The 15,457-nt window shown below is 54.7% G+C and carries 18 protein-coding genes; 6 read left to right on the forward strand and 12 right to left on the reverse strand.

All coding sequences use genetic code 11. The annotated features are described in order from the left end of the window. Nucleotides 1–10: 10 nt before the first annotated feature. From tolQ to aspS, 7 genes are all read right to left on the reverse strand, one after another. Nucleotides 11–682 (reverse strand): protein TolQ, encoded by a 672-nt coding sequence (tolQ, locus tag AC1XYH_RS11330; protein ID WP_483326364.1) that lies wholly within the window; start codon nt 680–682, stop codon nt 11–13. A 36-nt stretch (nt 683–718) separates the two neighbouring features. Beyond that, nucleotides 719–1,168 carry a tol-pal system-associated acyl-CoA thioesterase gene (gene ybgC / locus AC1XYH_RS11335; protein ID WP_483323288.1) on the reverse strand — a complete coding sequence of 150 codons (450 nt, stop codon included), beginning with the start codon at nt 1,166–1,168 and terminating at the stop codon, nt 719–721. 60 nt (nt 1,169–1,228) lie between these two features. Next, nucleotides 1,229–2,290 carry a Holliday junction branch migration DNA helicase RuvB gene (ruvB, locus tag AC1XYH_RS11340; RefSeq protein ID WP_483323289.1) on the reverse strand — a complete coding sequence of 354 codons (1,062 nt, stop codon included), beginning with the start codon at nt 2,288–2,290 and terminating at the stop codon, nt 1,229–1,231. Nucleotides 2,291–2,323: 33 nt separating this feature from the next. Next, nucleotides 2,324–2,929 (reverse strand): Holliday junction branch migration protein RuvA, encoded by a 606-nt coding sequence (gene ruvA / locus AC1XYH_RS11345; protein WP_483323290.1) that lies wholly within the window; start codon nt 2,927–2,929, stop codon nt 2,324–2,326. A gap of 32 nt (nt 2,930–2,961) precedes the next feature. Then, the gene (ruvC, locus tag AC1XYH_RS11350) at nt 2,962–3,489 is read right to left on the reverse strand and encodes a crossover junction endodeoxyribonuclease RuvC (protein WP_483323291.1); all 528 of its coding nucleotides are present in this window, start codon (nt 3,487–3,489) and stop codon (nt 2,962–2,964) included. An 88-nt stretch (nt 3,490–3,577) separates the two neighbouring features. Next, the gene (locus AC1XYH_RS11355; RefSeq protein WP_483323292.1) at nt 3,578–4,324 is read right to left on the reverse strand and encodes a YebC/PmpR family DNA-binding transcriptional regulator; all 747 of its coding nucleotides are present in this window, start codon (nt 4,322–4,324) and stop codon (nt 3,578–3,580) included. 65 nt (nt 4,325–4,389) lie between these two features. After that, a complete protein-coding gene (gene aspS / locus AC1XYH_RS11360) occupies nt 4,390–6,165 on the reverse strand; it encodes an aspartate--tRNA ligase (protein ID WP_483323293.1) in 1,776 nt (591 codons plus the stop codon). 448 nt (nt 6,166–6,613) lie between these two features. Here aspS and AC1XYH_RS11365 point away from each other — a divergent pair, with 448 nt between their 5' ends. Both AC1XYH_RS11365 and AC1XYH_RS11370 read left to right on the forward strand, forming a co-directional pair. Then, nucleotides 6,614–7,084 (forward strand): Dps family protein, encoded by a 471-nt coding sequence (locus AC1XYH_RS11365; RefSeq protein ID WP_483326365.1) that lies wholly within the window; start codon nt 6,614–6,616, stop codon nt 7,082–7,084. Between the two features lie 159 nt (nt 7,085–7,243). Next, nucleotides 7,244–7,882 (forward strand): cold-shock protein, encoded by a 639-nt coding sequence (locus AC1XYH_RS11370; protein WP_483326366.1) that lies wholly within the window; start codon nt 7,244–7,246, stop codon nt 7,880–7,882. A 126-nt stretch (nt 7,883–8,008) separates the two neighbouring features. On the opposite strand, the gene AC1XYH_RS11375 is transcribed toward AC1XYH_RS11370, so the two are convergent. Next, a complete protein-coding gene (locus tag AC1XYH_RS11375; RefSeq protein ID WP_483323294.1) occupies nt 8,009–8,236 on the reverse strand; it encodes a SlyX family protein in 228 nt (75 codons plus the stop codon). Next, nucleotides 8,233–8,664 (reverse strand): HIT domain-containing protein, encoded by a 432-nt coding sequence (locus AC1XYH_RS11380; protein WP_483323295.1) that lies wholly within the window; start codon nt 8,662–8,664, stop codon nt 8,233–8,235. Before AC1XYH_RS11380 ends, AC1XYH_RS11375 begins: the two co-directional genes overlap by 4 nt. Before the next feature lie 273 nt (nt 8,665–8,937). Here AC1XYH_RS11380 and AC1XYH_RS11385 point away from each other — a divergent pair, with 273 nt between their 5' ends. The 4 genes from AC1XYH_RS11385 to AC1XYH_RS11400 all read left to right on the forward strand — a co-directional run bounded on the left by AC1XYH_RS11385 (nt 8,938) and on the right by AC1XYH_RS11400 (nt 13,360). Then, on the forward strand, nt 8,938–10,197 hold the full coding sequence (locus tag AC1XYH_RS11385; RefSeq protein WP_483323296.1) for an OprD family porin: 1,260 nt from the start codon (nt 8,938–8,940) through the stop codon (nt 10,195–10,197). A gap of 152 nt (nt 10,198–10,349) precedes the next feature. Further along, a complete protein-coding gene (locus AC1XYH_RS11390) occupies nt 10,350–12,083 on the forward strand; it encodes a proline--tRNA ligase (protein WP_483323297.1) in 1,734 nt (577 codons plus the stop codon). Nucleotides 12,084–12,088: 5 nt separating this feature from the next. Continuing rightward, complete coding sequence (locus AC1XYH_RS11395) at nt 12,089–12,787, forward strand: hypothetical protein (RefSeq protein WP_483323298.1); 699 nt, start codon at nt 12,089–12,091, stop codon at nt 12,785–12,787. Nucleotides 12,788–12,793: 6 nt separating this feature from the next. Continuing rightward, nucleotides 12,794–13,360, forward strand: a complete 567-nt coding sequence (locus AC1XYH_RS11400; protein ID WP_483323299.1) for a lytic transglycosylase domain-containing protein — start codon at nt 12,794–12,796, stop codon at nt 13,358–13,360. Nucleotides 13,361–13,422: 62 nt separating this feature from the next. Here the strand turns inward: AC1XYH_RS11400 and AC1XYH_RS11405 are convergent, their stop codons facing one another. From AC1XYH_RS11405 to AC1XYH_RS11415, 3 genes are read right to left on the reverse strand one after another with little or no spacing between them, the layout of a single operon-like run. Further along, complete coding sequence (locus tag AC1XYH_RS11405; RefSeq protein ID WP_483323300.1) at nt 13,423–13,695, reverse strand: acylphosphatase; 273 nt, start codon at nt 13,693–13,695, stop codon at nt 13,423–13,425. A gap of 27 nt (nt 13,696–13,722) precedes the next feature. Continuing rightward, the gene (locus tag AC1XYH_RS11410; protein WP_483323301.1) at nt 13,723–14,139 is read right to left on the reverse strand and encodes a TlpA family protein disulfide reductase; all 417 of its coding nucleotides are present in this window, start codon (nt 14,137–14,139) and stop codon (nt 13,723–13,725) included. 26 nt (nt 14,140–14,165) lie between these two features. Beyond that, complete coding sequence (locus AC1XYH_RS11415; protein ID WP_483323302.1) at nt 14,166–15,434, reverse strand: YihY family inner membrane protein; 1,269 nt, start codon at nt 15,432–15,434, stop codon at nt 14,166–14,168. Nucleotides 15,435–15,457 lie beyond the last annotated feature (23 nt).

Consider the following 15,457-nt stretch of genomic DNA (forward strand, 5'->3'; position numbering starts at 1 on the left):
CTAGTCTGCCTTACTCATCGCGAGAATGAACGCGACGATGGAGAATGCTGGAGAACTCTTCGCCAAACGTGTAATAGCGGCCAATCAACATTTCCGAACGTGCGGAGAAGCGGTTATAAGCGACCACTGCGGGTATGGCGGCAAATAGACCGATGGCCGTAGCGATCAGCGCTTCGGCAATACCCGGCGCAACTGTCGCCAGGGTCGCCTGCTGCACAGTGGCGAGCCCGCGGAACGAGTTCATAATACCCCACACGGTGCCAAACAAACCCACGTAAGGGCTGGTCGAGCCGACCGTAGCCAGGAACGACAAGTGTTGTTCCAGCTTCTCTTCCTCACGGGAAATGGCCACACGCATGGAACGCTGCACCGCATCCATAATCGCATCTGGATCGACGCCGGACTGCTGACGCATACGAGAGAATTCTTTAAAGCCGGCGCGGAATATCTGTTCCAGGCCTGAATCTTCGTCCGGCGAACCGGTTACCTGCCGATAAAGCTGCGACAAATCGACTCCAGACCAAAAACGATCTTCGAAGTCATCCAACGAATTCTTGGCCGAACGCATGAAGCTGCTGCGCTGAAAAATCATCACCCATGACACAATAGACGCGGTCAGCAGCGTCAGCATCACTAGTTGTACCAGCACACTGGCGCCTGAAACCAGGTGCCACATAGACATTTGATCAGCTTGCACGCTTCACCACTCCTCGCTTACTCATAGGGTCCCTTCATCGTTATCTGCCACTGCCCAGCGCTCAAAAGCACTGCGCATAACCTCGGGTATAGCTCTGGGGCGGTAACGGTCAGCACTGACACAAGCAACCAGAACCTCCCCCTCACACAGCAATTCGCCATCCGCGCGCTTGACCTGCTGACGGAAGCGAATACTTGCACGCTTGGTTTCCAAGACAGCTGCAGAGACGACAAGTTCATCATCCAGCCGAGCGGGCGCGTGGTAACGTGCCGTCACAGAGTGCACAACAAAGATGACATTTTCTCTTTGCAAAGCACTTTGATCAAACCCGAGAGTGCGAACCAGCTCTGTTCGCGCACGCTCCATAAACTTCAGATAATTGACGTAGTAGACGATGCCACCGGCATCGGTATCTTCAAAGTAGACGCGGGCTCTCAGCTCGAATGGCGGCCCTGGACGTTCAACGCGCATAATGTAGTGCCAACTTGACGTTTTGCATAGTGGGCAACCTCGTTAAATTCAAAATATTTTTCAGGGCGAATCCGGCACGGCGGGATCATCGAACAGATCAGCGGCCTGAGGCATCATTCGGCTGGGCAAATTCAGACCAAAATGCAGGTAAGCATGGCGCGTAACCACCCGACCACGTGGTGTGCGCATGATGAATCCCTGCTGGATGAGATAGGGCTCCAGGACATCTTCAATGGTGTGCCGCTCTTCACTAATGGCCGCCGCCAGATTATCGATACCTACCGGGCCACCATCAAACTTGTCGATCATGGTCAGTAGCAACCGTCGATCCATATGGTCGAAGCCCTGCTCATCGACATCCAACAAATTCAATGCCTGATCCGCAACCTCACGCGTAATAGCGCCTTGGCTGCGTACTTCGGCAAAATCGCGCACCCGTCGTAACAGTCGATTAGCGATTCGCGGCGTACCACGGGACCGACGCGCAATCTCGCGGGCACCCGCTGGTTCCAACTGAAGCCCGAGAATGCCGGCTGAGCGGCCGACGATGATAGCCAGATCGTCTACGCCATAAAACTCCAAACGCTGAACAATGCCAAAGCGGTCACGCAACGGATTAGTGAGCATCCCCGCCCGAGTAGTCGCACCCACCAATGTGAAGGGTGGTAGCTCCAACTTGATTGAACGAGCAGCTGGACCATCGCCGATCATGATATCGAGCTGGTAGTCCTCCATCGCGGGATAAAGGATCTCTTCAACCACCGGGGACAAACGATGAATCTCATCAATAAAAAGAACATCACCCGCTTCCAGATTGGTCAGGAGCGCGGCCAAGTCTCCCGCACGTTCGAGCACAGGACCGGAGGTACTTTTTATTTGCGCACCCATTTCCTGCGCAATGATGTTGGCCAGCGTGGTTTTACCTAGACCCGGAGGGCCGAAAATGAGCACGTGATCCAGCGCTTCGCCGCGGCCTTTAGCAGCCTTGATGAATAATTCCATCTGCTCACGCACAACCGGCTGACCGATATATTCGGCCAGTTTGTACGGACGAATCGCCCGATCTATTACATCCTCTTGCTGCCGCGGGGCAGCAGCGATCAAACGATCTTCTTCAAGCATGCTGTATCCATGGTGATATGACCTACGGGCTGGTTACACCATGCCCTTGAGTGCGCGGCGAATCAACTCCTCGCTGGAAAGCCCTTCTTCGTCTACAGCAGACACCGCCCTACTCGCTTCTTGCGGCTTGTAGCCCAGAGAAATCAAGGCACTAACCGCATCAGTACTAGGTTTAGCCACAGGTGCTGCAGCGAGACCAGCAACGGCTAAGGACACGCCACCGGGAGTGGATTCCCAAGCTTTGAACCGGTCACGCAACTCAATCAACAAGCGCTCTGCCGTTTTCTTGCCAACGCCGGGAATGCGCACGAACGCACTGACGTCCTGATGCTGCACTGCCATCACCAGCTCATCAACTTCCATACCCGACATCAACGCCAGCGCCAATTTAGGACCGACTCCGTTCAGGCGAATCAACTCGCGAAAAAGCTCACGCCCGCGTTTGTCAGCAAAGGCATAGAGCAGCTGCGCGTCTTCACGCACGACCATGTGGGTATGCAAGGTCACTCGCTCCCCCAGCGCCGGCAACTGATAGATGGTGCTCATGGGCGCGTCCAACTCATAGCCCACACCCTGCACATCCAGCACGATGTGTGGCGGCTGCTTCTCTAGCAATATTCCAGTCAAACGCCCTATCACTCAGCTACTCCCTGACTCTGTTCAAGATATGTTCAACGCCGACGCACGCGACCCGATCGCATCGCCAGCGCAGCATTGCCCAATTGTTGTTGCACGCCACTGAGATGCGCATGACACAGTGCAATAGCCAATGCATCGGCGGCGTCAGCCTGCGGCGTTCCGGCCAAGCCAAGCAATTGCGTGACCATATGCTGTACCTGCTTCTTGTCTGCCGCGCCGGTGCCGACAACCGACTGCTTCACCTGTCGCGCGCTGTACTCATTCACCGCCAGCCCAGCATTCACAGCAGCGACAATAGCTGCGCCACGCGCCTGACCGAGCTTAAGGGCAGAGTCTGGATTGCGAGCCATAAACACTTGCTCGATGCTGACGACGGTCGGCTGGTACTGGGTGATCAGTTCGGAAAGATGCTGAAAGATTTTTTGCAACCGCTCAGGGAAAGGGCCGTCACCCAGACGGATACATCCGGAGGTAACATATTCGCAACGCCCAGCCTGGTGCCGCACGATACCGAAACCCGTAATCCGCGAGCCGGGGTCAATCCCCAGAATCAGTGCCATTGCGCCGCCGCCCTTTCCTGATAATGCTATGAAATCGCTATAAAAAAGGGAGGCTATAGCCTCCCTCCGAACAGAGTTTACGCCAGGATCACCCCAGCTGCTCAATGATTTCGTCGCTGATATCGGCATTCGAATAGACGTTTTGCACATCATCGAGGTCTTCCAGCATATCAACCAGACGGACGACCTTCTCTGCCGTATCCAGATCCAGCTCTGCCAGCGTACTAGGGATCATCACCAGATCGGCCGACTCGCCAACGAAACCGGCAGATTCCAGACCGTCGCGCACCGCACCGAACTCTTCAAAGCGGCTGAAAACATCGAAGGAGCCATCATCATTAGCGACCACGTCTTCAGCCCCCGCCTCCAACGCCGCGTCCATCAGAGCATCTTCATCCACGCCAGGCGCAAAGCTGATCTGACCACGACGGGTGAATAGGTAAGCCACCGAACCATCAGTACCCAGGTTACCGCCGCACTTGCTGAATGCATGGCGCACCTCGCCCACAGTGCGATTGCGGTTATCCGTCATAGCCTCAATCAGAATCGCTACGCCGCCAGCACCATAACCCTCGTAAGTCAGCTCTTCCATGTTGTCGGCATCATTACTGCCGGCACCACGCGCGATGGCGCGGTCGACTGTATCGCGGGTCATATTCGCGCCCAGCGCTTTGTCGACCGCCGTGCGCAAACGCGGGTTATCCGCCGGATTGCCGCCGCCGATCTTCGCTGAGACTGTCAGCTCACGGATCAACTTAGTGAAAATCTTGCCCCGCTTGGCATCTTGCGCTGCCTTACGGTGCTTGATATTGGCCCATTTGGAATGACCGGCCATAGCACTGAACTCCGAAAACCTGAATAGATTGCCTGCCCCGCTGGCACGGGGCAGCCGGTAACGCCTTACTCGACCTTGGTTTGCTCACGCAGGCGAATATTCAACTCACGCAGCGCCTTGCTATCCACCAAGCCCGGCGCCTGGGTCATAACGCAGGCAGCGCTCTGGGTTTTCGGGAAGGCGATGACTTCGCGAATCGACTGAGCCCCCGTCACCAGCATCACCAAACGGTCCAGACCAAAGGCAAGGCCACCGTGTGGCGGCGCACCAAACTTAAGCGCATCCAGCAGGAAGCCAAACTTCTCTTGCTGCTCTTCCGGGCTGATGCCAAGAATATTAAATACCGCCTGCTGCATTTCCTTGCGGTGAATACGGATAGAACCACCACCCAACTCAGTGCCGTTGAGCACCATGTCGTAAGCACGTGACAGCGCGGTTGCCGGAGCAGCCTGCAGCTCTTCAGGTGAACACTTGGGCGCAGTAAAGGGGTGATGCAGAGCGGACAGGGAGCCGTCATCGCTCTCTTCAAACATGGGGAAGTCCACAACCCACATGGGTGCCCAGGTGGATGTCAGCAGGTCCAGGTCGTGGCCCAGCTTGATGCGCAACGCACCGAGCGCCTCAGAGACGATCTTGGCCTTGTCCGCACCGAAGAACACCAGATCGCCATCAACCGCACCGACGCGATCCAGAATCACTTCAAGATTATCTTCCGGGATGAACTTAACGATCGGCGACTGCAGGCCTTCCAGCCCTTTGGCACGCTCGTTGACCTTGATATAAGCCAGACCCTTAGCGCCGTAGATACCAACAAACTTAGTGTAATCGTCGATCTGCTTACGCGGCATGCTCGCGCCACCCGGCACCCGCAACGCGGCAACACGACCTTTTGGATCGTTGGCAGGACCACTGAACACCTTGAACTCGACGCCAGCCAACTGATCCGCCACATCAACCAGCTCCATCGGGTTGCGCAGATCCGGCTTATCCGAACCGTAGCGACGCATGGCCTCTTCATAGGTCATGTGCGGGAACTCGCCGAGATCCACATCCAGCACCTGCTTGAACAGTTGGCGAATCATGCCTTCGGTCAAGCCCATGATGTCAGCCTCATCGAGGAAGCTGGTTTCGATATCGATCTGCGTAAATTCAGGCTGACGGTCAGCGCGCAAATCTTCATCGCGGAAGCACTTGGCGATCTGGTAATAACGATCGAACCCAGACACCATCAACAGCTGTTTAAATAACTGCGGCGACTGTGGCAGTGCAAAGAAATGGCCGGGATGGGTGCGACTGGGCACCAGATAATCACGCGCACCTTCAGGGGTTGCGCGGGTCAGAATCGGGGTTTCCACATCAAGGAAGCCGTTTTCATCAAGGTAACGGCGCACGCTGCTGGTGATCTGCGAGCGCAACTTCAGCTTGGCCGCCATCTCTGGGCGGCGCAGATCGATAAAACGATAACGCAGGCGCGTTTCCTCACCGACGTCGGAATACTCATTCAACGGAAACGGCGGCGTTTCTGCCTGATTGAGTACTTCCAGCTCATAGCCCAGCACTTCAATGGCACCCGATGCCATGTTCGGATTCACCGCACCTGCAGGACGGGCGCGCACCTTGCCGCGGATCCGCACCACGTACTCGCTGCGCACACTATCAGCCATCGCAAAAGTGTCTTTGCGGTCAGGATCAAAGACCACCTGCGCCAGACCCTCACGATCGCGTATATCAAGAAAGATCACTCCGCCGTGGTCGCGTCGGCGGTGAACCCAGCCGCAAAGAGTGATTTCCTGATCCGCCAGCGTTTCATTCAACTGGCCGCAATAATGGGTACGCATCATGGTGTGGTGCTTCCTGTGATCGGCAAAATGGACGTATCCGAAAGCACCGGCTTATGCCGCTGAACTGGTGCGCGGATAAAAACGGCATAATATACCCGAAAACCTGCCACCAAGGGGAGACCTAACCGCAGCGGCTTGCGGCTGATTGCTGCGCACCAGCGCAGGACGGGAGCTAACGAGTGCGTAAGCAACACAAATTGCTGGGGTACGCACTAAACAGAATGCGCTTTCAAGCGCATGCCAGCGAGCGCGAGGAGGCCGACTAAAGCGGCCGACCTCATCTCAGCGTCAAAATAAAATGTCTGCGGTTATCGGAACTGAAGCACACTTTGCTGATCCAAGTTTGAGACCACATGCATTTAACCGTGCCAAGCTCAGCACTAGAGAAAGGGGCACGGCGACTCAGAAAATGAGTCAAAACATCTGTTAAACAACGCAAGGAGCCATGATGAAAATCGATATCGGCATTACCGAAGCAGACCGCGGAAAAATCGCGGACGGACTGTCACACCTGCTGGCTGATACCTATACGCTTTATCTGAAGACTCATAATTTCCATTGGAATGTAAAAGGGCCGATGTTTCAGACCCTACACCTGATGTTTGAGACTCACTATAACGAGCTAGCACTGGCGGTAGATGATATCGCTGAACGCATCCGTACACTTGGCTTTCCGGCGCCCGGCACTTACAAGCAGTTTGTAGAGCTGAGTTCCATTAAAGAGGAAGACGGCGTGCCCGAAGCCAAGGAAATGATCAAGCTCCTGGTAGAAGGTCACGAAGCCTGCGTGCGCACATCTCGCAGCATCTTCCCTATCTGTGACGAAACTCATGATGAGCCCACTGCTGACCTGCTCACACAGCGCATGCAGACCCATGAGAAAACCGCTTGGATGCTCCGCAGCTTGCTCGAGAGCTGAGCACTACATGCTGGCGGCAGGAGCCGCCAGCGCCCCCTGATATACCTTGGTGGCAAAGCTGATTTCAGGTTAGAGTGCGGCGCGGCTAAACCAACTATCCGGCCGCTCCATTAACTTCGCAGCACTACCATCTATGTATTCAGGGTGAACATTTTGAAAATTCTTCGTTACCTGCATTTAACCATTGGTCTCGCGGCGCTTCTTGCCGGCCTCTACAGCGTTATTCCCTTCCTGACCGAAAGCAGCCCGATCAATCACCTGGGGTTACTCGCCCTACTGACCGGCTTGATCAACCTGCAACAATATAATCAGCGTGACCACGCTACCAACGGCCTGCCCGGCGCTATCGCCATGCTAGGTTCCGCGCTGTTGATCATCGCTGCATGTATTCCTTTCAGCGCGTTGCTGATCGATAGCCGTATCGCCACCATCGCAATCTGGGCACTCAGCATGAGCATCGTGGGCGTCTGCCTACACACCTTGCTAGTTTTGGGCTGTGAACTAAACACTTTGCTCGCACGCCGTCGTGCAGCAGCCCCGAAACAACCCAAAATCAAAACACCAAAACCCGCAAAAGCCAGCAAAGGCGAAAAACGGGAAAGCGGTACCGTGAAGTGGTTCAATACGAACAAGGGTTTTGGCTTTATCTCACGCGACTCAGGCTCCGACATCTTCGTGCACTTCCGCGCCATTCAAGGCGAAGGTCATCGCTTTTTGCAGGAAGGCCAGCGTGTCAGCTATGTCGTCGCTGAACGGGAGAAAGGTCTGCAGGCTGAACAGGTTGACATCATCAACTAAACGCAGCAATTGAGGTTGTCGAGTGGTCAGCTCGGCAACCTTTCGCTTTATCTACGCACCATCCTAGTGCGTCATTTTCCGCAGCAACTTAATTAGCCCCTCCCCCCGCAACCGCCCAGCAGATCCTTAATAATGTGGCGGTGGCTGATCATCTTCAGTGTCGCCAGGCATCATAGAGGCCATATCCGTCTGACGCTTGGCAACCAACTCAAGTGATCGACGCATCCTATCCAATGCTATTTGCTGCTGCCCCAAGGCGTCATTAAGACTTTGAATAGTGTCGTCTTGAAACGCCAGGCGCGTTTCAAGCTCATCCAATCGCGCTTGCAATACGCGTGACTCTTCCGTGCTCATAAAATCAACTCCGCAAACTTAAATCCTTCCGCAAGCCTCAAACGTAACGGTTCGAGCAACTTCAGCACCTCTGCAGGCTCGTAGGCCGTCGCGGAGAACTTGCCCCAAACCGGTGCAGGCCACGCTGCATCTTCTCGATAACGCACTATATGATGCACGTGTAACTGACTGACCATATTACCTAACGCAGCCACATTTAACTTATCCGCACGGAATACATCATGCAGAACTCGCGACAGATGAAGCGACTCTCGATGCAGTTGCAACTGGTCTTGTTCGTCGAGTTCAAATACCTCTGTTATTTGCTCCCGCCGCGGTACCAGAATAAACCATGGATAGTGAGAATCATTGTTTAACAAAAGCCTGCACAACGGAAAATCGCCCAAGACCAGGCAATCTTTATCCAACTGAGGATGCAACTCAAACATCGGCAAACTCCCATAAGTCGATGAACTACTTGTGAATGCGTATCAAAAATCACACAAAAGCTCACTAAACACCGTCATTAGCTACAGCCCGTTCACAAAAACGAACAAAAAACTCGATAACACGCGCTCGATGCTTTATAAAATCAGGTCGACAAGGTACTGTTTTTCAAGCGCTTGCTTTCGCATACTATACTTTGATGCTTTAATGTAATGTGAAAACCTGAATACTGGGCCTATAAGAGCCTCGAAGTTTTTTTCTCTAGGAGCACATCAATGAAAAACGCAGTTAAGTGGAGTTCTCTTGCACTCGCGGTAGCAGCTGGTAACGGCATGCTGGCGGGCAACGTAATGGCAGAAGGCGAAGGCTTCGTTGAAGGCGCTTCAGCCACCCTGTACAACCGTACCGTTTATTTCAACCGCGACTTCCGTGACGGCGTTGATGGTAATGGCGTTGGCAAGCGTGAAGAGTCTGCCACCAGCATGCTGATGAACTTTGAGTCTGGCTTCACGCAAGGCCCAATCGGCTTTGGCGCTGATGTTGTTGCCTCAATGGGCATCAAGCTGGACAGCGGCCGCGGTCGTTCCGGCACAGGCTTGCTGCCACGCGAAGCGGACGGCAGCGCACCAGCCGAATACTCTGAAATTCGCGGTGCTGCAAAAATGGCTATCCTGGATGACACCATTCTGCGTTACGGCGTGCATTACCCGGAAAACCCGGTTGCGGCGTACGACGACGCGCGTTTGCTGCCAAGCCATTATCAAGGTTACAGCATCACCAACAATTCAATCGACGGCCTGTTCGTTGAAGCCGGTCGCCTGACTGACCGTAGCGAAATGAACAGCGCCAGCGAGACTGACGGCGCCATCCGCGAAGACGAAGACCTGACCTACTTAGGCGGTACTTACACGTTCACTGACAACCTCAGCGCTACCCTGTACGGCGCTGAAGCTGAAGACTTCTATGATCGTTATTTCGTCGGTGCTGACTGGACTCTCCCGCTTAGCGACGCTTTGAGCCTGAACACCAACTTCGCTTTCTACGACACCAGCGACGAAAACAATGCTGACGGTCAAGAAGTTGACAACCAAGCTGCTTCCTTAGCATTTACCCTGGGTGCTGGTCACCACGCCTTCGGCGTTGCTTACCAACAGATGGACGGTGACGCGGGTTACTACTACACCGACGGCGACATCTTCCTGGCCAACTCTATCCAGTATCTGGATTTCAATGCCAAGGACGAGAAGTCTTATCAAGCTCGTTACGATTATGACTTCGAAGGCCTGGGTATTCCCGGCTTGAGCTTCATGACTCGTTACATCACCGGTACCGACATCGATACCGTATCCACTGGCACTCAGCGCGACTCTCGCTGGGAACGTGACAGCGAGCTGAAGTACACCGTACAGAACGGCACACTGGAAGGCCTAAACGTTCGCTGGCGTAATGCTACAGTCCGTCAGGACGCGGCACTGGACGGCGGTGACGTCGACGAGAACCGTCTGATCGTTGGTTACACCTGGAACTTGCTCTAAGCAACCAGGCTGTATAAAAAACCCGGCTTCGGCCGGGTTTTTTATTATTAGCCCCCCTTCCAATCAAGTCTGCCGGGCAGGCTGTACGCCACCTCGGCACAATCGTACAATACCGGCCATATCTGCCCGCAATTCCAGGACAAGCCTCGCCCATGCGTACCAGCCAATATTTGATTTCCACCCTGAAGGAAACACCTTCCGACGCCACCGTCATCAGTCACCAGTTGATGCTGCGTGCCGGCATGATCCGCAAGATCGCATCCGGGCTCTATACCTGGCTGCCGATGGGATTACGCGTTCTACGCAAGGTAGAAGCGGTGGTGCGCGACGAGATGGACAAAGCAGGCGGCCTGGAAGTACTCATGCCCGCCATTCAACCTGCCGAACTGTGGCAGGAATCGGGTCGCTGGGAACAGTACGGCCCTGAATTATTGCGCCTTAAAGACCGGCATGATCGCGAATTCTGTGTCGGCCCAACCCACGAAGAAGTTATTACTGATCTGGTACGCAACGAAATTTCCAGCTACCGGCAGCTGCCAATCAACCTATATCAGGTTCAAACCAAATTCCGCGACGAAATTCGCCCGCGTTTTGGCCTGATGCGCGGTCGGGAATTCTTGATGAAGGACGCCTATTCCTTTCACATCGGTCAAGAATCTCTGCAGCAGACCTACGACAGCATGTACCAAGCCTACTGCAATATATTCACCCGCCTGGGTCTGGATTTCCGTCCTGTGGTGGCTGACAACGGCTCCATTGGTGGCGAAGGCTCACATGAGTTTCATGTGCTTGCCGAGTCAGGCGAAGATGCCATCGTGTTCTCCGACAGTGGCAACTACGCCGCGAATATGGAAAAAGCGACGGCGCAGTTGCCGCAGGGTGAGCGCCCTGCCCCCAGCCAACAAAAAGTGCTGGTCGATACTCCGGATCAATTCACCATTGAAGCCGTCAGCAACTTTCTGAAACTGCCCGCTAACCAATCAGTGAAAACCTTGATTGTGCTGGCCGCTGAAGAAGAAAAGAAGCCTCAAGGGTTGGTCGCTCTGGTTTTGCGCGGTGATCATGAGTTAAACGAAATCAAGGCTGAAAATCATCCCGCCATTAAAGCGCCGCTGACCTTAGCCGCCGAAAGCCAAATAGTGGCGGCCATTGGCTGCAAACCCGGCTCTATCGGCCCCGTCGGCCTGGATATCAAAGTCATCGCCGACCATAGCGCCGCATATCTTGCCGACTTTGTCTGTGGCGCTAACCAGGATGGCAAGCATTACACCGGCGTCAACTGGAAGCGCGATGCCCAGTTTGACGAGGTTGCCGACCTGCGCAACGTAATCGAAGGCGATACCAGCCCAGACGGCGACGGTACGCTGATCATCAAGCGCGGCATCGAAGTCGGCCACATCTTCCAATTGGGTCAAAAGTACAGTCAGGCAATGAACTGCACCGTACTTAACGAGCAAGGTAAAACCGCCACCCTGGATATGGGTTGCTACGGCATAGGCGTTTCCCGTGTAGTTGCCGCAGCCATTGAGCAGAATTACGACGAACGCGGCATCCTGTGGCCCGATGCACTAGCACCTTTCCAGGTCGCCCTGATCCCGATGAAGCTGGAAAGCTCCGAAGCGGTACAGCAAGCCACTCAGGCGCTGTATGACGGACTGCTTAAAGCCGGTGTAGAGGTACTACTGGATGACCGCGACAAGAAAGTATCCCCCGGCGTTAAGTTCGCCGACATGGACCTGATTGGCATTCCGCATCGCGTTGTCATTAGCGATCGCGGGCTGGCGGACGGCCAACTGGAATACAAATTCCGCCGTGATCAGGAGGCGACCACGGTTGCTGCAGATGCGATGCTGGATCACCTGCTTGCCAGGTTGCAGAAAGCTTGATGGAGATGGCCAACAGCACTATGAAATATGCCCGACTGGCTTGGGCTGGCGCCGCACTGGCGCTGCTGCAAGCCTGTGCTAACCAGCCTGCCGGCAACGAGCCGGCTAGTGGTCGCATCGAACGGGAGCTGGTTAGCCACAGCCTGACCATCGACGCAGGCGAGCCGCGGGTGCTTGATACACCGCATCGCAGCGTCAAGGTAACCGAAAGCCGTTTGTTCACGCTTACCCAGTTCGATGCCACTGGCAATCAACTGGATCAACAGGACCAGTTCCAGAGCTTGCCCTGGGCCAATCAGTTGGTCAGTCTGGTGGTGGGTAATGTTCAGGTCAGCCGACAAACCGACCAGGACGGCCAACTGCGCCTGAACCTGCTGGATGAAGAGTTTGTAGGGTTGGATTTCGACGAAGTGCGGGTAATTAATCTGAGCGCCAGCGCTGGCCCCGGCGTTCAAACCGAAGCCACGCTGCTGGTTGACCGTGATCTGCGCGGCAAGCTGCAGGAAGCAGAGCAGCTAATTTACGACAACCTCGAAGAGGATGACGTAAACCAATGGGTGCATCGCGTGCAGCGGCTCACCGCTCTGGGTCTCAACGAAGAAGCGAGCCAGCTGGAGAACATGCTGATTCTGCTGACCACCGGTGACCCTCAACTGCAGGGTGACTTCATTCAGGCGTTGGGCGAAGCGACACCAAGCGAGTAATAGCTAATGCTCACACGGATTGTGATCTTCTATTTTGCGCTACTCAGTGCCATGCCGGCATTAGCCAACGAGCAAGTTGACCCCGAGCTCAAAGCGGAATTGATGCGCACCATAGCTCAAGCCGAGAGCTTTAATGACCGGTTCGATGCTGAGGTGTGGCTGTTGGACATGTCGACTCGGCTAGCACCTTTCATCAAGGATGAGAGCGAAAGACTCACACTATTGCGCTTGGTTCATCAGGAAGCACGGCAAGCCAAGCTCAAACCGGACCTGGTTATCGCGGTCATGCACACCGAAAGCCTGTTTGATCGGTACGCGCTATCCAGTGTGGGCGCGCAGGGCGTGATGCAGATAATGCCATTTTGGAAAGCAGAACTGGGCAGGCCCGAAGACAACCTCATAGACCTCGCGACTAACCTGCGTTATGGCTGCGCCATTCTCAAGTTCTATCTCGACAAAGAGCATGGCAACCTGCGCCGAGCTCTTGCACGTTACAACGGCAGCTTGGGCAGCAGTCGCTACCCCGATAAGGTACTCGACTACTGGTATACCTACTGGTACGTCAACGAATAAACAGCACCCGCCTGCCTTTAAGCGCATATCTGATATGACAGGCCAGACGAATTAAGCAGGATTCATAATTGCACGAAACCCGCAATATCTTGCCAAGCACAGCTACTCGCAGCCAGACCTCCCACCTGCGCGCTCGACGGCCCCTTGCCGAGCCAAGCCAGCATTGCCTCGACCGCCTCGGTGTTACCACAAAGCAGAGCAGACACGGTGCCATCGTCTTCATTACGGACCCAGCCATCGATCGATAGTTTGGTAGCCTGCTGCACCGCTGCCTGGCGAAAACCAACGCCTTGCACCTTGCCGGAAACCTTTACCTGCATACATATCGCGCTCATTTAGACCTCTCCAGATTAATCGCAAAATTATTTCAGTAGCGCGGCAATATCTTCGTAGCTCTGCGGTCCATGCAAAGTTTGCAGTACCTCGCCCTGCTCATCAAGAATGTAAGTAGTGGGCAAAACTTTCGGTTTTTCCAACCCCATATCAGCAGCAAAATCCTGGCCAAGAACGGCAAACTCAATACCCATTTCTTCACTGGCTGCCAGCAAAGCGTCGCCGGTGGCGCCGTCAAAATCGATGCCGATTATGCGCGCCTCAGGAAAATTTTTAGACAAACGATTCAACTCTGGTAGCTCTGCGCGACAGGGCGCGCACCATTGCGCCCAGTAATTGACCACGACTCGATGCCCATTCAACGCATCACGCTTAACGCTATCACCGTGTTGATCCAACCACTGCGGTGAACCGCAAGCCGACAACAGCAGAAGTAGTATAGGCACCCACCAAGCCCGCCGAATAAACATCATCAAGACACCTGCTCTGTCGCATTTTCCGGCACAGTTGTTACCGGTTGAGGATCGATCAGCCAGTGCTTCACGCTGCCATGCAGAGCTTTGCGGCGCTGTTCATCAGCCTCGGCCAAAGCTTCACTAAACGCCGGAAACCATTCCCCAGCGCCAATCACCGCCGCCGGCAATTGTTCACTGGTTAATATCGGCTCCGGCATACGCTCCAGAAGCGCTGACAACTCCAGCGTTCCCAGATCGCGACATAGCACATAGCTGCCTTGTTGAGTGCGCGTGATGATCTGTTCAACTTCAAGCCATTCGGTAAGCCGTATCCATTGCTCTTCATGCAGCATCCAACCGGTGTCATTGACGCGCACCAAATCCACTTGCTGGCCTTTACGCTGGGCCTGCAGAAAAACCCGTAGCACAACCAGCAAGTTGATCATCCACGGATGTTCCGGCCGTCGCCAGGCAGAGCCACTGCCCATGTTACTGACTACTTCAGCGCCCAACAGAATGATCATCCAACTGATATAGATCCACAGCAGAAAGATGGGGACCGCGGCAAAGGCACCATAGATCAACTGATAACCGGGGAATAGTTTGACGTAGAGGGCAAAGCAGGCCTTGGCGCCTTCAAACAACAGCGCCACAAATACCCCACCGATCAGGCCGTGGCGCAGCGGCACACGTGTATTTGGCACCGCAACAAAGATCAAGGTAAAGGCAGCCACACTTAATAGCAGCGGCAACCAATAAAGCACCGCCTGCCAAGCAAACGCCAGCACCGCCCCCTCACGCAGGAAAGACATCGAAGCCAGGTAGGTACTAACAACGAAACCCGCCCCCAGCAGTAGCGGGCCCAAACTCAGTACCGCCCAATAAAGCAGGAAGCTAGTCAGTCCTCGGCGTGGCTGACGAATGCGCCAAATAGCATTGAAGGCTTTTTCGATATTGACGAGCATCATCAGCGCCGTCACCATCAGCAAGGCAACGCCAACACCCGTTAGCTGCCTGGCTTGATTGGAAAACTCACCCAGATATTCACGCAGAGCGGCGCCCGTGGAAGGCACAAAATTCTTGAAGATAAACTCCTCGACCTGCCCGCCCACTTGGTCGAATGCGGGAATCGCTGCCAGCATCGCGTAAGCAACGGTCATCACCGGAACAACCGCAAACAGCGTGGTGTAGGTCAGCGCCGCCGCATTTTTGATACAGTGGTCCTCACTAAAGCGACGCAAAAGATGGCGGCAAAAGTGCAGGAACACATTAAGTCGGCGCGGCATTCAAGCTCCCTGACAGCCCGGTA

This window comes from Pseudomonas sp. GW-45 (assembly GCF_056896675.1).